Genomic DNA, 18,779 nt, shown 5'->3' with positions numbered 1-18,779 from the left:
AAGTCAGAAGAAGAAGGACGCATCGCCCGCGCGGCGCGTCAGCCTGCCGTTTTCCATCAGTCCCATGCTTTCCAGCCAGGCCTCGAATTCCGGCGCCGGGCGCAGGCCCAGCAGCTGGCGGATGGTGGCGGTGTCATGGAAGGCCGTGGTCTGGTAATTCAGCATGATGTCGTCGCCCAGCGGCATGGCGATGATGAAGTTGCAGCCCGCCGTGGCCAGCAGGATGGCCAGGTTCTCGTTGGAGTTCTGATTGGCGTCGGCGTGATTGGTGTAGCAGCAGTCGCAGCCCATCGAGATGCCGGAGAGCTTGCCCATGAAGTGGTCTTCCAGGCCGGCGCGGATGATCTGGCGGTCGTTGTACAGGTATTCCGGGCCGATGAAGCCGACCACGGTGTTGACGATGAAGGGGTCGTAGTGGCGGGCCAGGCCGTAGTTGCGCGCCTCCATCGTCACCTGGTCCGCGCCGTTGTGGGCGCCGGCGGACAGCGCCGAGCCCTGGCCGGTTTCGAAGTACAGATAATTGTCGCCGGCGATGCGGTTGTGCTGGCGGCCCACCTCGCGCGCCTCGTCCAGCAGCTCCAGCGTCACGCCGAATTCCTTCAGCCCTTTCTCGCTGCCGCAGATGCTCTGGAAGATCAGCCCGCCGGGCGCGCCCTGGCGGATGGCCTCGATCTGGGTGGACATGTGCGCCAGCACGCAGCCCTGGGTGGGAATCCGGTATTTGTCGATGGCGTCGTAGATGGTGTCCAGGATGCGACGCACGTTTTCCACGTTGTCGGTCACCGGGTTGACGCCTATCACCGCGTCGCCCATGCCGAAGGACAGCCCTTCGAACATCTGGGCGGCGATGCTTTTCACGTCGTCGCGGGTGTCGTTGGGTTGCAGGCGCGCGCTGAAGCGGCCGGGCAGGCCTATGGTGGTGTTGGCGCGCTTGATCACCGGCATTTTCTTGGCGCCGTAGATCAGGTCGGCGTTGGAGCAGAGCTTGGCCACCGCCGCCACCATTTCCGAGGTCATGCCCTTGCGAAGGAAGTCCAGCGCCTCGGCGTCGGCGTCGTCGCCCAGCACCGCCTCGCGCAGCTCGCCCACGCTCCAGTTGCGGATGCGGGCGTAGGCGGCTTCGTTGAGGTCGTCCTGGATCACCCGGGTGACGCAGTCCTCCTCGTAGGGAATGACCGGGTTCTCGCGCAGGTCGGCCAGCGTCAGCTCGGACAACACCTGTTTGGCGGCCACGCGCTCTTGCGCGCTTTGCGCGGCCACGCCGGCCAGCATGTCGCCGGAGCGCGGCTCGTTGGCCTTGGCCAGCACGTCCTTGACGTCGCGGAACTGATAGGTCTTGCCGAATAAATGCGTCTTCAGTTTCATGATCAAACCCCTTTGGATGTTGGGAAGGCCAGCGATTTGACGGTGACGGGCACGATGTCGCCGCCGAACAGCGGCGCGCCGATGTCGATGTAGTCGCCGGCGCGGGTGGCCACTTCGTCGATGACCGCCAGCTCGCGGCCGGCCAGCGCCGGCTGCAGCAGCATGCCCAGCGCCTTGCCCAGATCACTGCGGGACAAGGCCAGCAAGGGGCGCTGTTGCGGAAAACGGCGGGAGAATTCGGCCAGTTCGCCGGCGCAGGCGTCTATCGCCCGGTAGGCGATCGGCAGGTCGTCCGGCAGCGCCAGCGCGTACAGGTCTTGCGCCGGGTCCAGGTCCAGCCGGCGCACCGCGCGCTCCAGGCTGTCCGTCAGGCCGCCGGGACTGAAATCGGCCCAGCCGAGATCGGGATGAGCCACCGGGATGTTGCGCAGCGGCAGGCGCAGGCCGCGCAGCCAGATGGTGCTGCCGGACAGCGACAGCGTGTACGCGCCGGCGCCTATCACCGTGGCGCGCACGGTTTGCGCCGCGGCGCGCAGCGGCTGCGCGCCGAGGCCGGGGTGGGCGGCGATGGCGCGCGCCAGCAGGGGGCCGATGTCGCCGAAGGCGTAGGGGTCAGCCGGCGGGCTGCGGTAGCACTCGCCGACGCCGCCGGACAGCAGCACCGCGTCGAACGGCCGGCCGGCTTGCAGCGCGTCGGTCATCAACAATTGGCGCGCCAGCGCCGAAGGGCGGCCCAGCAGCACCTCCCACAGCAGTTCGGCCATGCGTTCGGCCACGCGCGCGTGTTCGGCCGGGCCCAGCGCGGCGGCGTCGAAGCCGGCGCCGAACAGCTCGGCGCAGATGGCGCGGGCCGGCGCGTGCAGGCGGCGGGTCTGGCCGTCGGCGCCGGCCTCCAGCAAGCGGCCGCCCACGTTCAGGCAGGCGCTGTCCAGCAGCCGGCCGGCTTCGAACACCGCGTAGTTGGCGGTGCCGCCGCCGATGTCGATATTGGCGACGCGGCTGGTTTCGCGCTCGGACAGTTCGGCTGCGCCCGAGCCGTAGCCGGCGATGGCCGACTCCAGATGCGGGCCGGCGGTGGCCACCACGAAGTCGCCCAGGGATTCGGACAGGCGCAGCACCGTGTCGCGGGCGTTGCGCGCCTTGGAGGTTTCGCCGGTGACGATGATGGCCCCGGACTCCACCTCTGCCGGGGCGAGTCCGGCCGCCTGGTATTGCGCGCGGATGAAGGCCATCAGCTCGTCTTCGCGCACGCGGCCGTCGTCGTCCAGCGGCGTGAAGGCCACCGGGCTCTGGTAGACGATGTCGCGGCGCGAGAATTCATAGCGCGGTACTTGCGACACCCCGGCGCGGTTGACCAGCTCCAGCAGCGAGAAGATCACCTGGGTGGTGGTGGTGCCGATGTCTATGCCCACGCTGTGTATCTGGCGGCGGTTCATCGCGCGCCTCAGCCTTGCTGCGCCGACAGCGCGGCGCGGAGGGGGGCGTCGGCCGGCTTGGGCGCCAGTTTCATCGCCAGCAGCACCGCGCTGAAGCCGCCCACCAGCTTGCCGACTATCATCGGGAAAATCATGCTGGAGACGTTGGCGGCGGTGAAGCCGAGGTGGTCGCCGAAGGTGAAGGCGGCGGACACGGCGAAGGCCACGTTGATCACCTTGCCGCGGTCGTCCATCTTGCTCATCAGGCCGAACATCGGGATGGAGTTGGCCAGCGTGGCCACCATGCCGGCGGCGGCGCTGTTGTTCATGCCCAGCAGTCCGCCCACCTTCATCAGCGGCCGTTCAAACCAGCGCGTCAGCATGAACACCATCGGATAGGCGCCCAGCAGCACGCAGGCGATGAAGCCTATCACTTCGATGGCGCGCATCGTCGCGCCCGGCACGTCGCCCTTGACCATGAAGATGGGGTCCATGCCCGGCACCAGGCTGAGGCCCAGCGTGGCTTGCAGCACCGCCAGCGCCAGACCGGCGGTGATCAGCACCACCAGGCACTTGGCGAAGATCTGGAAGCCGGAAATCATCTTCTCCGGGCACAGCTTGAGGCCGATGGCCAGCAGCACCGCCACGGCGATCACCGGAATCATATTGATCAGGATCATGCTCAGGCTGAAGTCCACCGGCTGGCCGTCCACGGTGACGCCGCTGACCATGGCCACCGCGCCGCCGGCGATGCAGCCCAGCGGGATGGTGACCATGCCGGCCATCACCCCCAGCGCCAGGAAGCGGCGGTCTTCCTTGGCGATGATGCCCAGCGCCACCGGGATGTTGAACACGATGGTGGGGCCCATCATCGCGCCCAGGATCAGGCCGGCGTACAGCCAGGCGGCGGTGTCGCCGCCGGACAGCTGCTTGGCGAGGAAGAAACCGCCCATATCGTTGGCCAGCAGGGTGGTGGCGAACATCGCCGGATTGGCGCCCACCGCCTCGTACAGCGGAATCACCACCGGCCCCAGCCAGTGGGCCAGCACCGGCGCCAGCGCGATCACGCCGACCATGGCCAGGCCCAGCGCGCCCATGGCCAGAAAGCCTTCTTCGAACTGGGCGCCGGAACCCTCGATCTGGCGGCCGACGCGGCTCAGTCCCACTTTGGCCAGCACGGCCTCCGAACCGCCGAATTGCGCCAGCATTCTGTCCAGCGCCGCGACGACCATGAAGGTCATCATGATCCACATGATGATTTCATTGATACCCATTGCTCTTGCTCCTGTGACGGTGGGCGGTGCCCGATTGCGGATTCAGCAGGCCGGCGCCTGGCGTTGCCAGGCGTGGCGGTAAATGTCGATGATTTGCTCGCGGCCGGCGTCGCGCGGATTGCCGGCGAGGCAGGCGTCGTCGAGCGCGGCGTCGGCCAGCGCGGCGAAGTGTTCGGGTTCGACGCCCGGCAAGCGCAGGCTGCCGGGCAGGCCGATGTCGACGATCAGCCGCGCCACCGCCGCGATCAGCCCGTCGGCGTCCAGGGTTTCGCCGCAGAGCGCGTGGGCCAGTTCGCGGTAGCGGGGCGCGCACACCAGGCGGTTGAAGCGCAGCACCGAGGGCAGCAGCACCGCGTTGGCGACGCCGTGCGGAATGTGGTAGCGCGCGCCTATCTGGTGGGCCATCGCGTGCACCAGCCCCAGGCCGGCGTTGGAAAAGGCCATGCCGGCGAGGTAGGAGCCCAGCATCATGTCCTGGCGGGCGGCGAGCTGGTGTCCCTGGCCGACGGCGATGGGCAGCGCGCGGCCTATCAGGGTGATGGCGCGGTGCGCCAGCGCCTGGGTCAGCGGGTTGGCGCCGCGCGCCAGATAGGCCTCGATGGCGTGGGTCAGCGCGTCTATGCCGGTGGCCGCGGTCAACGGCGCGGGCACGGCCAGGGTCAGGCAGGCGTCCAGCACCGCCAGGTCCGGGAGCAGCGCCGCTTGCGCGATGGCCTGTTTGACGCCGCTGGCGCTGTCGGTGATCACCGTGATGTTGGTGGCTTCCGAGCCGGTGCCGGCGGTGGTGGGCGCCAGCAGCAGCGGCATCCGGCCATTGGGCAGCGCGGCGGCGGCGGCCAGATCAGCCACCCGCATGCCGGGGTGGGCGGCCAGCGCGGCGATGGCCTTGGCGGTGTCCAGCACCGAGCCGCCGCCGAAGGCGATGATGGCGTCGCAAGCCGCGGCGGCCAGCTGGCGCGCCGCCGCCTCCACCGTGTCGCTGTCCGGTTCGCCGCCGGGGTAGCGGTAGGTTTCGGCGGCCACGCCGTGCCGCTGCAGCGAGCGGAACAGATTGTCGGCCAGCCCCTGTTCCAGCAGGAAGCCGTCGATGGCGATGAAGACGCGGCGATAGCCGCGCTCGGCCGCGGACTGGCCCAGCCGGGCGATGGCGCCGGCGCCGATGAAGGTGGTCGGCGGCACCGCGAAGGTTTGCACCTCGCGGGCGTTGAACAGATCGATGGCGTGATAGAGCGCCTGGCCCAGATTAGCGGCTGGCATGGTTGGCTCCTTGCGCGGCCAGCGCGTGGTGGGCGATGGCGAGCGGGGTCAGGTAGAGGGGATGCTCGGGTAGATGAACGCGGTGGGCGGGAAATTCGCGCTGGAACAGCTCGCGCACCCCCGGCAGCGAGCAGGAGCCGCCGGACAGGTAGAGATCGCCGTCGGGCAGGCGCGTTAGATGGCGGCGCACGATGTCGCACATCTTCTCGAACACCGGCCGCACCACCGGCCAGACCTCCGCGCCGCGCTCGCGCTTCAGGATCTCCGCCTCGGCCAGCGGCAGCCCGCTGTGGCCCGCCAGCGCCAGCGACACGTGATGACCGCCGGTGGCCTCGTCGGCGCTATGGCTGACCCGGCCGTTCTCGACGATGGCGATGCCGGTGGTGCCGCCGCCGATGTCCACCACGGCGGCGCGGCTGAGCCCCAGCAGCCCCACCACCGCCGAGGGTTCGTCGATGACGCCGCTGACTTCCAGCCCGGCCGCTTCCAGCACATTGACCGAGATGCGCGGGTCGGTGCCCGGCGGGTAGGAGGTGGCGGCGGCGGCGAAGCGATGTCCCAGCGCCTGCTCCAGCGCGTCCAGCTGGCGGCGGACGATGTCCACCGCGCCGAAGAAATTCCACACCACGCCGTCGCGCACCACATCGGCCCAATCCAGCCGCAGCGCCAGCGGTTCGCCGTCCGGCGCCATCGCCACCGACACCACGTCGCTGGTGCCCAGGTCTATGCCCAGGCGCATGCCGGCCACGGCCGCGCGGCGGGCCTCGCCGCGATGCAGGGCGCGCGCGGCGTTGAGCCGCTGCTGCAGCTGGTCGGGGGAGAGGGACGGGGACGGCATGGCGCGGCTCCTCACACGATGCGGAAGTGGTCGACCAGCACGCAGCGGCGCAAGCGCACGAAGCTGCGGGCCGAGGTGACGCCTTCGCCGGTGGGGGTGGAGATGGTCATCGTGGTCCAGCCCTCGCCGCCGAAGCCCAGGCCGGCCAGGCAGGGGCCGTTCTTGACGAAGATGCTGGTGTTGATGGCGTTGGCCATCCGGTCCAGATTGTCCAGATTGCGCGAGTGCATGGCCGCGGTGTGGCGGCAGCCGCCTTCCAGCCGCACCGCCAGGTCTATGGCCTGGTCCGCGTTGGCGACGCGCAGCACCGGCAAGAGCGGCATCATCAGCTCGGTGACCGCGAACGGATGATCGGCCGGCGTTTCCACGAACAGCAGGCGGGTGTCGTCCGGCACTTGCAGGCCGATGGCGGCGGCGATCTTCGCCGCGTCGCGGCCCACCCAGTCGCGGCTGACCGCGCCGCGGCCATGCTCGTCCACCTTGGTGAGCAGGATGGGCAACAGTTGGGCGGCTTCGTCGGCGGTCAGCTCCACCGCGCGGTGTTTTTCCATCTCCACCTTCAAGTCGTCGCAGATCGCGTCCACCGCGATCAGCGCCTTCTCGTCGGCGCAGATGATGTTGTTGTCGAAGGAGGCGCCCCAGACGATGTCGCGCGCGGCGCGGGCGATGTCGGCGGTCTCGTCCACCACCACCGGCGGATTGCCGGCGCCGGCGGCGATCAGCCGCTTGTCGGTGACCTTGCGCGCGGCGTCCACCACCGCTTCGCCGCCGGTGACCACCAGCAAATGGATGCCGGGGTAGCGGAACAGGCGCTGGGCGGTTTCGATGTCGGGCTTGGCCACCGTGGTCAGCAGATCGGCCGGGCCGCCGGCGGCGACGATGGCCTGGTTCAGCAGCGTGATCGCGCGTTGCGAGGTCTTTCTGGCCGCCGGATGCGGCGCGAACACCACGCTGTTGCCGGCGGCTATCATGCTGATGGCGTTGTTGATGACGGTGGCCGCCGGATTGGTGGACGGGGTCACCGAGGCGATCACGCCCCAGGCCGCGTTTTCTATCAGCGTCAGGCCCCGGTCGCCGGTGAGCACTTGCGCTTGCAGGCATTCGACGCCGGGGGTGTGCCGGGCTTGCGCCAGGTTCTTGGCGATCTTGTCGTCCACCCGGCCCATGCCGGTTTCGGTCACGGCCAATTCGGCCAGCTCGCGGGCGTGGGCCTCGCCCGCCGCGCGGATGGCGGCGATGACGCGTTCGCGCAGCGCCACGCTGGCCAGCGCCGTCTGCGCTTGCTTCGCCGCCGCCACCGCCTGGTCCAGCTCGGCGAAAACGCCGGCCGGCAGCGCGCTTTCGGCCGCCGCGCCGTTTGCCGGCGCCGCTTGTCCAATCGACGCCAGCACCGCCTTCACCACTTGTTCGATATCGCTTGCCTTGAGTTCCACAACCCACTCCTTCTGAAACTGGAATTGCCAAGTGCTCCGGCGCGCCGGATCACTTGTGGAAAACCACCCGCTGCCGGCGCACCACCTCGTCGACGATGCCGACCACGGCCAGGTCCACCGGCGCGTCCTCGTCCTGCATCCGCCGCGCCGAGCTGCCGGCCACCAGCAGCACCCATTCGCCGTCGCCGGCGCCCAGGCTGTCGGCCGCCACCTGGGCGTCGCCGCTGGGCTGGCCGTCCGCCGTCAGCATCTCCACCAGCAGCAGGCGGTCTTTCTGCAAGCCGCCGTGTTTGACGGTGGACACTACTTGTCCCACCACGATGCCCAATTTCATGTGTCTGGCTCCCGTGTCCCGCCTGGCGGCGGGCAAAACCTCCCCCTGTCGCGCGCGGGCGACATGCGGTTTGCGGGGGGAGAAGCGGCCGGTCGGCTTGGCGTCAGCCGCCGGCCAGGATCAGCTGATGCTCAGTCCAGGTTCTTGTCGGCCGACATCTTGATCGGAAACACTTCTTCCAGATCGGCATGCGGGCGCGGGATCACATGCACCGACACCAGTTCGCCGATGCGCTGCGCGGCGGCCGCGCCGGCGTCGGTGGCGGCCTTGCAGGCGGCCACGTCGCCGCGCACCATCGCGGTCACCAGGCCGCCGCCGATCTGCTTGACGCCGACCAGCTTGACCCGGGCCGCCTTGACCATGGCGTCCGACGCTTCGATCAGGGCCACCATGCCGCGGGTTTCAATCATGCCAAGAGCTTCCATTTGCACACTCCTTGAGGGGTTGGGGGTTCAACACGAATATCTGTCTGTCTCTAACGGGAACGCGGAGCGTTCTCGGCTTGCCTGCCCCGGCTCGCCTGCTCTAAGGCGAGGCTCCCTTGCCGGGCAAGGGCGGGGGCGTTCCATGCCGGGGCCGCGCCATGAAGCGCGCTGTCGGCGGCCGGGAGGCGCGCGGCGCCCTGGCCCCGGATCTCCTCCGCGCCGCTGGCGCGGCTCATCTTCATCGCCAGCAGGCTGACGTTGACCATGTCTTCCACGCTGCAGCCGCGCGACAAATCGTGCAGCGGGCGGGCCAGGCCCTGCACCATTGGGCCTAGCGCCTGGTAGCCGGCCAGCCGCTGCGCGATCTTGTAGCCGATGTTGCCGGCCTCCAGCGACGGGAAGACCAGCACATTGGCGCGCCCGGCCAGCGGGCTGTCCGGCGCCTTGCCGGCGGCCACGTCCGGCACCATCGCCGCGTCGAATTGCAGCTCGCCGTCCAGGATCAGTTCCGGCCTGCGGCCGCGCGCCAGCGCCACGGCGGCGCGCACTTTTTCCGCGTCAGGGTGGCGGGCGCTGCCGTGGCTGGAAAAGGACAGCATGGCCACGCGCGGCTCCCGGCCGGTGACCTGGCGGTAGCTGTCCGCGCTGGCCAGCGCGATGTCGGCCAGCTGCTCGGCGGTGGGCTGCGGCACCACGCCGCAGTCGGCGAAGCCCAGCGGCTCGTCGCCATCCGCCGGCAACATGAAAAAGATGGACGACACCGTGCGGTTGCCGGGCGCGAGGCCTATCACCTTGAGCGCGGCGCGCAGCACGTCCGAGGTGGAGGAATGGTTGCCGGCGATGCACAGATCGGCGTCGCCGGCCGCCAGCATGGCCGCGCCGAACCACAGCGGCCGCCGCAGCGAGGCGAGCAGCGCATCCGCGCCTTCCTTGGGCAGGCGCGCGGCCAGCGCCGCCTGGTAGGCGGGCAGCCGTGGCGAGACGGCCGGGTCATGGACGGTGAAACCGGTGAGCGGCAGGCCTTGAAGATGGCAAAAATGGCGCAGCTCGAATGGGTTGGCCAGCAGGATGGGCCGAGCCAGGCCGGCCAGCGCCAGCTGGTGCGCGGCGCGCACGCAGCGCGGGTCCAGGCTGTCGGGGAACACGATGCGGGCTGGGCGCTCATGCGCGTCGAGGCGGCATTGCTGGAGCAGAAGGTTCATCTTGTTTCTCCCAGCCCGGGCAGCGGCTGGCCGCGCTTGGCCAGCAAGGCCAGCAGCATCAGCACGTATACCGCGCTGCTCAGGCGGTTGAGTCCTTGCAGGATGTCCGGCCGGCTTAGTTGGAAATCCGCGTCCAGATACAGGCCGGCGGCCATGGTTTCGCACTCGCGTATCGCGGCGCGCAGCAGATTGAGCCGCGCCACTTCCGCGCCGTGCTCGACGGCGGGCACGATGTGGTCGTGGCCAAGCAGGGCCAGCGGCTGGTGCGACAGCGCGTGGAGGCGCGCCTCGTTGGCCTCGCCCATGGCGATGGGCGGCATGGGTTCGCCGCTGACCTCGGCGCGCAACGCGTTGCCCAGCGCCGAGCGGATATCGGCCAGGCAGCGCGCCAGCGCCGCGGGCGCCTGGCGCTCGTCCCATTCGGCCTGCAGCCACACCGCCTGGGCGATGGCGCTGTCCAGCTTGCCGCGCAGGGCGATGCGGGGATGGTTTTTGGGGACCAGGGTGTTGGCGTCCAGATGGGTCAGCGCCTCGGTCTTGCGCGCCACCGGCTGGCGGCATAGCAGGCAGCGGCATTCCTGCCGCTGCGCGCTGTCGCCGGTCAGCGCGTGCACCGCGCGGCGCTCGCCGTCGGCGCCGGCGTCGAAGACGCTGCCCTGCGGGTCCAGGTAACGGACGACGATGGCGCGGCTTTTCAGCAACTCCTCGGCCGACGGCGTCAACCTGGCGTCGCGCGGCAGATGGATTTCGGTATGCCGAGCCAGCGAGTAGCGGGAGCGCAGCCAGTCTTCGGTGATGAAGTTGCCCATGGCGGCCTCAGCAACTTTGCCAGTTGGCCGGGTAGGCCACGTACAAGAAACGAACCCGGCTCGGGGTGCCGAACTCGATGCTGGAACCCTTGGGAATGAACACCACGTCGCCGGCCTTGGCCACCGTGGTCTGCTCGTCGCGGCGGATGTGGAGTTCGCCTTCCAGCACCAGATCCACCTCGTCGTAATTGAGCGTCCACGGGAAGAAGGCCTGTTCCCACTGCATGAAACCGGCGGCCATCGAACTGCCGTCGGCGGCGGTGATCACATCGGCGATGCCTACCTGTTGTCCGGGGCCGGCGCCGTCGAATATGCCCATGCGCACATCCTGAGCGCGGACGCATTTGATGGCGGGCTCTCGTTCGGTCGCGCCCTGGAGCTCGGCGGCGGCCTTGCGCACCAGTTGTTCCACCAACTCGGGCGCCACCGAGCCCGGCGGCAGCCGCGACAAGACCTGGGCGCGGATTTCGGCCAGCGCCTCGGCCTCGCTGCTTGGCGCGGCCGGAGTTTCGGCGGCGGGCGCGGGGCCTGCGGCCGTCGCTGCGTTGTCGCCCTCGGTCAGGGCCAGGCCCAGGCGCTCCGCCACCACCCGCGCTTCCGGGGTGACGATGTGTTCGCGCGGGCTGACACAAAGCGCGTGTTCTCCGGCGGCATGGGCCGCGCGCACGGTTTCGGCACTGATCAGCTTTTTCATCTTGCTACTCGCCTCATGCTGTTTGCCGCGACGAGGCGGCGGATTCGGAATTCAGCCCCAGCCGGGCCTTGAGTTCGGCCACGCTGTCCGGCCGCAGGCCGCACACGCGCAGGATGTCGCCGCCAAAGCCACGTTCGCGCAGCATGGCCTCCACCGCGTCGGGCCTGGCGTCGGGCAGGTCGGTCTTGCTGATCACCACCGCCACGCGCTGGTGGCCATGCACGTCCAACAGGCCCGGCGGCAGCCGGCATTCCAGATCGTTGGCGGGGTGAACGTAGATCAGCAGCTCGCACTCGGCGGTGCTGTTGATCAGCGCGTGGAACAGCCGCGGATGGCTGAAAAATTCGCCCGGGGTGTCGATGCAGCCTTGCGCGTCGTATTCCAGCGCTTGGGTTTTGCGCACCGCGCCGCCGCCGCCCAGGGCGTGGAACAGAGTGGATTTGCCGGCCTCGACCGGTCCCAGCAGCGCATATCGGATAGGAACTTGCATGGGGCGGCCCTCAGGAGCGCGTCAGCTGGCACACGGCATAGCCCAGCAGTCGTTGCAGGCCGGCTATGGTTTGGTGTAGCGCTTCCTCCACCGCGCCGCTGCTGCCGGTGATCACCAGCGCGCCGGAAAAGCGGTCCAGGAAGCCGATTTCAATGGCGGCGGCCTTGCAGGCCAGGTCGCCGGCTATCATCGCGGTCTCGCCGGGCGTCAGCGTCATGATGCCGATGGCTTCGGCCTGAGCCACGCCGATCTTGCGCGACAGCTCTTCGGTGGGATGGGAGATCAGATGCGCCAGCGTCACCTGCTTGCCGGGCACGAACTCCTGAATGATGCGTTCCTTTTCCATAACGTCACCATGGTTTTTCGGATTGAGACGATGCTAGTCCAGACTGCTCGGCGGCCTGTATCAAAAATCGGAAAATCTTGCGAGGCAGAGGCTTGGGTCAAACGTTTGGCGAGCCAGGGTGGAAAAGGGCATGGAGACAGCCCGCGGCGACGCCTGTTTCACGGCTCCGGCGCCGGAACGCTGGGCGCGGGGAAGCGCCTGCGTGGGGGAATGGTGCTACGAATGCGGATCGGAGCCGCGCGACAAAGGCGCGGCTCCGATGAGTTGACGAGCTACCCCGCCGCCAGCGACCAGATGGCCAGCCCGCCCAGCGCGGCCACGCCGGCGGCGAGCGCGGCGTCTCGACGGCGGGAAAACGCCGGCAGCCCGCGCTCGCGCCGTGCGCGCAGGTAGAACGGCAGGCCCAAGGCGTAGAGAATCATCGACAGCAGCAGGAATTTCATTCCGCCGGCGTAGATCAGCCAGGCGCCGTAGACCGTGCCCAGCAAGGTCAGCGCCAGCAAGCCGGCCTGTTTCGCCGGCGCGGAGCACGCCAGCTTCAGGCTGAACGCCGCGCACAGCAGATAGGGGATCAGCGCCATCGCGGACGCCAGCTGGATCAGCAGGTTGTAGCCGGCGTTGTTCAGGTGGTTGATGACTAGGAACAACGAGATCAGCCCATTGGTCAGCCACAGCGCGTTGGCGGGCGCGCCGCTGGCATTAAGCTTGCCGAAGCAGGCGGGCGCGGTGTGGCCTTCGCCGCGGGCGGCCAGGTAGAGCATTTCGGACGAAATCAGCGTCCAGGCCAGCAAGGCGCCGGCCACCGACAGGATCAGCCCGATATTGATCAGCGCGCCACCCCACGGTCCTACCACCTTTTCCAGCACCGCCGCCATTGACGGGTTCTTCATCGCCGCCAGTTCCGCCTGCGGCAATACCCCCAGCGACAGCACCGACACGCAGACCAGCAGCAGCATGGTGATGCCGAAGCCCAGCACCGTGGCCAGGCTGACCGTGCGCATATTCTTGGCGCGGCTGGCGTAGACCGTCGCGCACTCTATGCCCAGGAATACCCACACGGTGTACAGCATGGTGTTCTTCACTTGCTGGCCAACGCCGCCCAGCGAAGCGCCGCCCCAGAAATCCAGTCGGAAGGTCTGGACCTTGAACGCCAGCGCCACGCACAGCACGAACAGGACAATGGGCACGATCTTGGCGATGGTGACGATCACATTGAGCAAGCTGGCGGACTGCACGCCGCGCAGCACGAAGCCGTGCAGCGTCCACAGCAACAGCAGGCCGCACAGCAGCGCCGGCAGCGTGCTGCCGTCGCCGAAGAAGCCCAACGCCTGGAACGAACCCAGCGCGCTGAACATCACCACCAGATAGCCGACGTTGCCCACCCACACCGAGATCCAGTAGCCCCAGGCGGCGTTGAAGCCCAGGTAGTCGCCAAAGCCGTTGCGGGCGTAGCCGTAGACCCCGTCGCCGATGTCCGGCCGGTTGATGGACAGCCATTGAAAAATGCGCGTCAGCGCCAGCATGCCGATGAAGGTGATGACCCAGGCGATCAGGATGGCCCCGGCGCCGGCGCCCTCCGCCATGTTTTGCGGCAAGCTGAAGATGCCGCTGCCGACGATGGCGCCCACCACCAGCGCGGTGAGCGGCACCACGCCCAGCTTTTTGTCTGCGGCTTGTGTCATTCCTGATTCCTCTCCCGAAACGGGGCGCGCGGACGCGCCCCGGGTTTCACGCGCTCAATGCCTTCAGAAACGCAGCGACATGCAACTGACGCCGCCGTCCACCTTGCGGTATTCGGAGGTGTCCACCTCGATCACCGCATAGCCCAGCGCGGCGATGCGGTCGCGGGTGCGCGGGTAGCCGGAGGGCATGATGACCTTGCCGTTCACCCAGATGCAGTTGGCGGCGTAGGACTCTTCTTCCGGGATGGCGATGATGTTGAATTTCTGGAACTCCGGCTTGGTGATGAATTCGCCGGCGGCCAGCAGATTGTTGTTCTCCAGATAGGCGAGGCCGGTCTTCAGGTGCAGCACTTCCTCCAGCGGCACCACCGAACCGCTCATGCCGTGCTTTTCCAGAATGGCGATCAACTGGCGCGCGCCTTCCGCGTTGGTGCGGGCGGATTCGCCGATATAGAAATGGCTGCCCACCATCATCACATCGCCGGCATCCAGCGTGCCGGGCGCCTGGATGCGCTCGACATGCTGATAGAAGCGGCGCAGCACCGGCTCCATCAGGCTGGCCTCGTCGCGGCGGCTGTCCGCGCCCGGCCGGGTGACGATGGCGCAGTGCGGCGTGCACAGCGCCGGATCTTCCACGAACACCGAATCCGGAAAGTCCTCGGCCGGCGGCAGGATGGTGATGTCCACGCCGCAAGTCTGCAGTGCGCGGATGTAGGCGTTGTGCTGTTCCAGCGCCTTTTCATAGTCGGGCTTGCCCAGATTGCTGGAGGAAATGCCGTTGACCAGTCCGCGGCAAGGGGTGCGGGCGATGATGTGCTTGAACATTGCGATCTCCTGATGCTTGGTTGGGGATATCGCCTGTTTAACTGCAACTAGCGTGCCAGCCGCGGCGCTTCGGCCGCCGTTTTTGTTTGACCACGGTCAAGCTTGTGCGCCGCCGACGTGCCGAAATCGGCCGCAGCGGCGTGAGTGCGCGGGGTTTTTGCGTTGGAGGCCAGGGTGAGTAGCAGCCAGTTTGGTTAATTGACGATTTTTGGTGTCCAGGTTGGCGAGACATGGCAAGGAAGCTGGCGCAATATGGCGAATATTGGTCAATAACAACGGCGAATCCGCTCGGGCGGAGCGCTGGGCGAGAGGCGCGAAAGGAGGATGGGCGTGAACGAAGAACTGGATTGGCTGGTGGCCTGCCTGCGGCCGGTGCTGGACACGCTGGACCGGCCGGCCACCGTGGTCGACGCCGACTGCCGTTTCGTCTACTACAACCCGGCCAGCGCGCGCATGGACGGCGTGGACGCGGACGAGGTGATTGGCAAGCAGGTGCTGGAGCAAAACCCCTGGCTGACGCGGGAGGACAGCACCCTGCTGCAATGCCTGGAGCGCGGCGCGCGCTTCACCGATGTGTGCCAGTCCTATATCGGCCCCGACGGTCAGGCCATACCCTATCTGCACACCGCCGTGCCGCTGACGGGCCGCGGCGGCAACCTGCTGGGCGCGATCGAGATCGGCCGCCAACTGCGGCATATGCCCAATCATCGCGGTGAGGACGTGGACGTGCCCCGCATCGCCACCGCCGACCCGCAGATGCGCCGGCAGATCGCCTGGCTGGACGCCTTCGCCGCCAGCGAGCTGCCGATCCTGATCTACGGCGAAACCGGCACCGGCAAGGAGCTGTTCGCCCGCCGCGCGCACGCGCTGAGCCCGCGCGGCAGCCGGCCGCTGTTCGCTGTCAACTGCGCGGCCATTCCCGACACCCTGCTGGAAAGCACATTGTTCGGCACCGTCCGCGGCGCGTTCACCGGCGCGGAAAACCGCAAGGGCCTGCTGAGCCAGGCCGACGGCGGCACGCTATTCCTGGACGAACTCAACTCCATGCCGATTCAGCTACAGGGCAAGCTGCTGCGCGTGCTGCAGGACGGCAGCTACCAGCCGCTGGGCAGCCATCAATCGCTGCTGGCCAATGTGCGGCTGATCGCGGCGCTGAACCAGGAACCTCTGGCCGCGGTGGAGCAGGGGCGCTTGCGCGAAGACCTGTACTACCGGCTCAACGTCGGCTACGTGCACATCCCGGCGCTGCGCGACCGGCGCGGCGACGTGCCGCTGCTGGCCCGCGAGCTGCTGGCCCGCCACGCGCCGGAGCTCAAGCCGCAGGTGACGCAACTGGGGCCGGAGGCCGAGGCCGTGCTGCTGGCTCAGGACTGGCGCGGCAATGTGCGCGAGCTGGAAAACATCTTGCGCCGCAGCCTGCTGCTGCACGACGGCGGCGCGCGGCTGGAACGGATCGCGCTGCACGCGGGCGTGCCGGACGTCACGCCGCGCGCCGACGGCGGCCTGCGCGGCCAGCTGCGCGCGCGCGAAGCCGAGCAGGTCCAGGCCGCGCTGGCCGCGCATCAGGGCAATGTATCCGCCGCCGCGCGGCAACTGGGGCTGGCGCGCAGCACGTTTGTGTCGCGGATGCGGCGGCTGGGGCTGATGGGTCCGCTTGCGCGGTAGAAATTGCGCTGCTATCATCGCAAAACTTTCGAAACGAAACATAAAATGACCAAGCGAAACACTCAGCAACGCCGTCACGCCATTGCCGCCCTGGTGCAGGAACGCGGCGAGGTCAGCGTGGACGAGCTGACCAAGCGCTTCTCCACCTCCGAAGTGACCATACGCAAAGACCTGGCCCTGCTGGAAACCGGCGGCCTGCTGCTGCGCCGCTACGGCGGCGCGGTGTCCTTGCCGTCGGAGATGGTGGTTGAGGAAGACGCGGAACAGGTTTCAAAACGAAAGATCGCCATCGCCCGCACCGCCGCCGAACGCCTTCGCGACCACAACCGCGTAATCATAGACAGCGGCACCACCACCAGCGCGATGATTCCGCTGTTGGGCAATAAGCGCGGCCTGGTGGTGATGACCAATTCCCTTAACGTGGCCGGCGCGCTGCGCGAGCTGGAGAACGAACCCACGCTGCTGATGACCGGCGGCACCTGGGACCCGCATTCCGAATCCTTCCAGGGCCAGGTGGCGGAACAGGTGCTGCGTTCCTATGATTTTGATCAGCTGTTCATCGGCGCCGACGGCATCGATCTCGAGCGGGGCACCACCACCTTCAACGAACTGGTGGGTCTGTCGCGCGTGATGGCCGAAGTGGCGCGCGAAGTCATCGTGATGGTGGAGTCGGAAAAGATAGGCCGGCGCATCCCCAATCTGGAATTGCCGTGGGAGCGCATCCATACCCTGGTGACCGACGATGCCTTGTCGGCGGAGGCCAGAACCCAAATTCAGGCGAAGGGCATTGCGCTGATCTGCGCGTCCTCGCCCACTGATAGTCCAAGGAGAAAGTAATGTGCGGCATTGTTGGCGCCATCGCGGCGCGTAATGTGGTTCCGGTGTTGGTGGAGGGCCTGAAGCGGCTGGAATATCGAGGCTACGACTCCGCGGGCGTGGCGGTGTTGGCCGGCGACGCCATCCGTCGCGTGCGCCGCGTCGGCCGCGTTGCGGAGATGGAAAACGCCGCCGCGGAAGAGAGCCTGCAAGGACAGGTGGGCATTGGCCATACCCGCTGGGCCACCCACGGCGGGGTCACCGAGCCCAACGCCCACCCGCACGTATCCTTCGGCAAGATCGCCGTGGTGCACAACGGCATCATCGAAAACCATGAAGAGCAGCGTGAGCGCCTGAAAGGCCTGGGCTACGCCTTCGAATCGCAGACCGACACCGAAGTCATCGCCCACCTGGTGCATCACTACTACCAGGCCGGCGACAGCCTGTTCGACGCGGTCAAGCGCGCCAGCCGCGAGCTGACCGGCGCTTACGCCATCGGCGTGATCGCGGTGGACCGCCCGGACGAACTGGTGTGCGCGCGCATGGGCTGCCCGCTGCTGGTGGGCCTGGGCGACGGCGAGAACTTCATCGCCTCCGACGTTTCCGCCATCGTGTCCGCCACCCGCCGCGTGATCTTCCTGGAAGAGGGCGACATCGGCCGGCTGACCCGCGACGGCGTGGAGCTGCTGGACAAAGACGACCAGCCGGCGCAACGCCCGGTGCATGTGTCCGACGTGTCGCTGGCCTCTCTGGAGCTGGGTCCGTACAGCCACTTCATGCAGAAGGAAATCCACGAGCAGCCCAAGGCGCTGTCCGACACCATAGACGCGGTGCAGGACTACGGCTTCAATCCCGAGCTGTTCGGCGAGCGCGCCGGCGAAGTACTGCCGCAGCTGGAAGGCGTGAAGATCCTGGCCTGCGGCACCAGCTATTACGCCGGCCTGACCGCCAAATACTGGATCGAGACCATAGCCGGCGTGCAGTGCGACGTGGAAATCGCCAGTGAATACCGCTACCGCAGCGCCTGGGCCAACCCCAACTACCTGGTGACCACCATCTCCCAATCCGGCGAGACGCTGGACACCATGGAAGCGCTGAAATACGCCAAGGAACTAGGCCACCGCTACGCGCTGTCGATCTGCAATGTGCGCGAATCCGCGATCCCGCGTGCCAGCGAACTGGTGTTCTTCACCCGCGCCGGCGCGGAGATTGGCGTGGCCTCCACCAAGGCCTTTACCACCCAATTGGTGGGCCTGTTCGCCTTGGCGGTGACCCTGGGCAAGATGCGCGGCAAAGTCAGCGCGGCCGACGAGGCGCGCTACCTGGACGAACTGCGCCACCTGCCGGGCAGCGTGCAGCACGCGCTGAACCTGGAACCGCAGATCAAGGCCTGGGCCGACAAGTTCGCCGCCAAGGACAATGCGCTGTTCCTGGGCCGCGGCCTGCATTTCCCCATTGCGCTGGAAGGCGCGCTCAAGCTGAAGGAAATCTCCTACATCCACGCCGAAGCCTACCCGGCCGGCGAGCTCAAGCACGGCCCGCTGGCGCTGGTGGACGAAGACATGCCGGTGGTGGTGATCGCCCCCAACGACGCGCTGCTGGAAAAGGTGAAATCCAATATGCAGGAAGTGCGCGCGCGCGGCGGCGAGCTGTTTGTGTTCGCGGACCTGGACAGCCATTTTAGCGAATCCGACGGCGTGCACGTGATCCGCACCCCGCGCCATGTCGGCGTGCTCAGCCCGGTGGTGCACGCCATCCCGGTGCAGATGCTGGCCTACCACGTGGCGCTGGCGCGCGGCACCGATGTAGATAAGCCGCGCAATCTGGCCAAGAGCGTGACGGTGGAGTGAGATGGGGTTGTCAGGCCGATGTATTTACAGACAATAAATATCTCGCATAATCAATAAAG

The 18,779-nt window shown here is 67.8% G+C and carries 18 protein-coding genes; 3 read left to right on the top strand and 15 right to left on the bottom strand.

The features are described 5' to 3' along the window. Positions 1-3: 3 nt before the first annotated feature. From B0T39_RS03675 to ddaH, 15 genes are all read right to left on the bottom strand, one after another. Complete coding sequence (locus tag B0T39_RS03675) at positions 4-1,365, bottom strand: ethanolamine ammonia-lyase subunit EutB (RefSeq protein WP_081544866.1); 1,362 nt, start codon at positions 1,363-1,365, stop codon at positions 4-6. Positions 1,366-1,367: 2 nt separating this feature from the next. Further along, positions 1,368-2,801 (bottom strand): ethanolamine ammonia-lyase reactivating factor EutA, encoded by a 1,434-nt coding sequence (locus B0T39_RS03670; RefSeq protein WP_081544865.1) that lies wholly within the window; start codon positions 2,799-2,801, stop codon positions 1,368-1,370. A gap of 8 nt (positions 2,802-2,809) precedes the next feature. Beyond that, complete coding sequence (gene eutH, locus B0T39_RS03665) at positions 2,810-4,054, bottom strand: ethanolamine utilization protein EutH (RefSeq protein ID WP_081544864.1); 1,245 nt, start codon at positions 4,052-4,054, stop codon at positions 2,810-2,812. A 42-nt stretch (positions 4,055-4,096) separates the two neighbouring features. Further along, positions 4,097-5,311, bottom strand: a complete 1,215-nt coding sequence (locus B0T39_RS03660; protein ID WP_081544863.1) for an iron-containing alcohol dehydrogenase family protein — start codon at positions 5,309-5,311, stop codon at positions 4,097-4,099. Then, positions 5,298-6,149, bottom strand: a complete 852-nt coding sequence (gene eutJ, locus B0T39_RS03655) for an ethanolamine utilization protein EutJ (protein ID WP_081544862.1) — start codon at positions 6,147-6,149, stop codon at positions 5,298-5,300. The genes B0T39_RS03660 and eutJ overlap by 14 nt, the downstream gene beginning before the upstream one ends. A gap of 11 nt (positions 6,150-6,160) precedes the next feature. Beyond that, entirely contained in the window at positions 6,161-7,582 is a 1,422-nt protein-coding gene (locus B0T39_RS03650) for an aldehyde dehydrogenase family protein (protein WP_081544861.1), read from the bottom strand. A gap of 49 nt (positions 7,583-7,631) precedes the next feature. Further along, on the bottom strand, positions 7,632-7,916 hold the full coding sequence (eutN, locus tag B0T39_RS03645) for an ethanolamine utilization microcompartment protein EutN (protein ID WP_048413033.1): 285 nt from the start codon (positions 7,914-7,916) through the stop codon (positions 7,632-7,634). Positions 7,917-8,047: 131 nt separating this feature from the next. Further along, positions 8,048-8,341 carry an ethanolamine utilization microcompartment protein EutM gene (eutM, locus tag B0T39_RS03640; RefSeq protein WP_048410037.1) on the bottom strand — a complete coding sequence of 98 codons (294 nt, stop codon included), beginning with the start codon at positions 8,339-8,341 and terminating at the stop codon, positions 8,048-8,050. Positions 8,342-8,391: 50 nt separating this feature from the next. Continuing rightward, positions 8,392-9,543 carry a phosphate acetyltransferase gene (gene pta / locus B0T39_RS03635; protein WP_081544860.1) on the bottom strand — a complete coding sequence of 384 codons (1,152 nt, stop codon included), beginning with the start codon at positions 9,541-9,543 and terminating at the stop codon, positions 8,392-8,394. Continuing rightward, a complete protein-coding gene (eutT, locus tag B0T39_RS03630; protein ID WP_081544859.1) occupies positions 9,540-10,352 on the bottom strand; it encodes an ethanolamine utilization cob(I)yrinic acid a,c-diamide adenosyltransferase EutT in 813 nt (270 codons plus the stop codon). The genes pta and eutT overlap by 4 nt, the downstream gene beginning before the upstream one ends. A 7-nt stretch (positions 10,353-10,359) precedes the next feature. After that, the gene (gene eutQ, locus B0T39_RS03625; protein WP_081544858.1) at positions 10,360-11,046 is read right to left on the bottom strand and encodes an ethanolamine utilization acetate kinase EutQ; all 687 of its coding nucleotides are present in this window, start codon (positions 11,044-11,046) and stop codon (positions 10,360-10,362) included. 13 nt (positions 11,047-11,059) lie between these two features. After that, positions 11,060-11,536: a EutP/PduV family microcompartment system protein gene (locus B0T39_RS03620; RefSeq protein WP_081544857.1), complete on the bottom strand. Its 477-nt coding sequence runs from the start codon at positions 11,534-11,536 to the stop codon at positions 11,060-11,062. A gap of 10 nt (positions 11,537-11,546) precedes the next feature. Continuing rightward, entirely contained in the window at positions 11,547-11,882 is a 336-nt protein-coding gene (eutS, locus tag B0T39_RS03615) for an ethanolamine utilization microcompartment protein EutS (protein ID WP_081544856.1), read from the bottom strand. A gap of 272 nt (positions 11,883-12,154) precedes the next feature. Continuing rightward, positions 12,155-13,564: a basic amino acid/polyamine antiporter gene (locus tag B0T39_RS03610; RefSeq protein WP_081544855.1), complete on the bottom strand. Its 1,410-nt coding sequence runs from the start codon at positions 13,562-13,564 to the stop codon at positions 12,155-12,157. A gap of 63 nt (positions 13,565-13,627) precedes the next feature. Continuing rightward, positions 13,628-14,389: a dimethylargininase gene (gene ddaH, locus B0T39_RS03605; protein WP_081544854.1), complete on the bottom strand. Its 762-nt coding sequence runs from the start codon at positions 14,387-14,389 to the stop codon at positions 13,628-13,630. A gap of 330 nt (positions 14,390-14,719) precedes the next feature. On the opposite strand from ddaH, the gene B0T39_RS03600 reads away from it, so the two are divergent. From B0T39_RS03600 to glmS, 3 genes are read left to right on the top strand one after another with little or no spacing between them, the layout of a single operon-like run. Next, a complete protein-coding gene (locus B0T39_RS03600; protein WP_254894482.1) occupies positions 14,720-16,054 on the top strand; it encodes a sigma-54 interaction domain-containing protein in 1,335 nt (444 codons plus the stop codon). Between the two features lie 45 nt (positions 16,055-16,099). After that, complete coding sequence (locus B0T39_RS03595; RefSeq protein ID WP_081544983.1) at positions 16,100-16,891, top strand: DeoR/GlpR family DNA-binding transcription regulator; 792 nt, start codon at positions 16,100-16,102, stop codon at positions 16,889-16,891. Beyond that, entirely contained in the window at positions 16,891-18,720 is a 1,830-nt protein-coding gene (glmS, locus tag B0T39_RS03590) for a glutamine--fructose-6-phosphate transaminase (isomerizing) (protein WP_081544852.1), read from the top strand. The genes B0T39_RS03595 and glmS overlap by 1 nt, the downstream gene beginning before the upstream one ends. Positions 18,721-18,779 lie beyond the last annotated feature (59 nt).

This window comes from Chromobacterium haemolyticum, from assembly GCF_002081825.1.
GTDB lineage: Bacteria > Pseudomonadota > Gammaproteobacteria > Burkholderiales > Chromobacteriaceae > Chromobacterium > Chromobacterium fluminis.
The sequence above is the reverse complement of the archived record's forward strand: the minus strand, read 5'-3'. Positions and strand labels throughout refer to the sequence as shown.

What these genes read in the sequence shown, in the direction of transcription:
- B0T39_RS03675 (WP_081544866.1), bottom strand. Translation starts at nt 1,365, where the DNA reads ATGAAACTGAAGACGCATTTATTCGGCAAGACCTATCAGTTCCGCGAC.
- eutS (WP_081544856.1), bottom strand. Translation starts at nt 11,882, where the DNA reads ATGGAAAAGGAACGCATCATTCAGGAGTTCGTGCCCGGCAAGCAGGTG.
- eutN (WP_048413033.1), bottom strand. Translation starts at nt 7,916, where the DNA reads ATGAAATTGGGCATCGTGGTGGGACAAGTAGTGTCCACCGTCAAACAC.
- eutM (WP_048410037.1), bottom strand. Translation starts at nt 8,341, where the DNA reads ATGGAAGCTCTTGGCATGATTGAAACCCGCGGCATGGTGGCCCTGATC.
- eutQ (WP_081544858.1), bottom strand. Translation starts at nt 11,046, where the DNA reads ATGAAAAAGCTGATCAGTGCCGAAACCGTGCGCGCGGCCCATGCCGCC.
- B0T39_RS03620 (WP_081544857.1), bottom strand. Translation starts at nt 11,536, where the DNA reads ATGCAAGTTCCTATCCGATATGCGCTGCTGGGACCGGTCGAGGCCGGC.
- ddaH (WP_081544854.1), bottom strand. Translation starts at nt 14,389, where the DNA reads ATGTTCAAGCACATCATCGCCCGCACCCCTTGCCGCGGACTGGTCAAC.
- eutT (WP_081544859.1), bottom strand. Translation starts at nt 10,352, where the DNA reads ATGGGCAACTTCATCACCGAAGACTGGCTGCGCTCCCGCTACTCGCTG.
- B0T39_RS03610 (WP_081544855.1), bottom strand. Translation starts at nt 13,564, where the DNA reads ATGACACAAGCCGCAGACAAAAAGCTGGGCGTGGTGCCGCTCACCGCG.
- eutJ (WP_081544862.1), bottom strand. Translation starts at nt 6,149, where the DNA reads ATGCCGTCCCCGTCCCTCTCCCCCGACCAGCTGCAGCAGCGGCTCAAC.
- glmS (WP_081544852.1), top strand. Translation starts at nt 16,891, where the DNA reads ATGTGCGGCATTGTTGGCGCCATCGCGGCGCGTAATGTGGTTCCGGTG.
- pta (WP_081544860.1), bottom strand. Translation starts at nt 9,543, where the DNA reads ATGAACCTTCTGCTCCAGCAATGCCGCCTCGACGCGCATGAGCGCCCA.
- eutH (WP_081544864.1), bottom strand. Translation starts at nt 4,054, where the DNA reads ATGGGTATCAATGAAATCATCATGTGGATCATGATGACCTTCATGGTC.
- B0T39_RS03595 (WP_081544983.1), top strand. Translation starts at nt 16,100, where the DNA reads ATGACCAAGCGAAACACTCAGCAACGCCGTCACGCCATTGCCGCCCTG.
- B0T39_RS03670 (WP_081544865.1), bottom strand. Translation starts at nt 2,801, where the DNA reads ATGAACCGCCGCCAGATACACAGCGTGGGCATAGACATCGGCACCACC.
- B0T39_RS03660 (WP_081544863.1), bottom strand. Translation starts at nt 5,311, where the DNA reads ATGCCAGCCGCTAATCTGGGCCAGGCGCTCTATCACGCCATCGATCTG.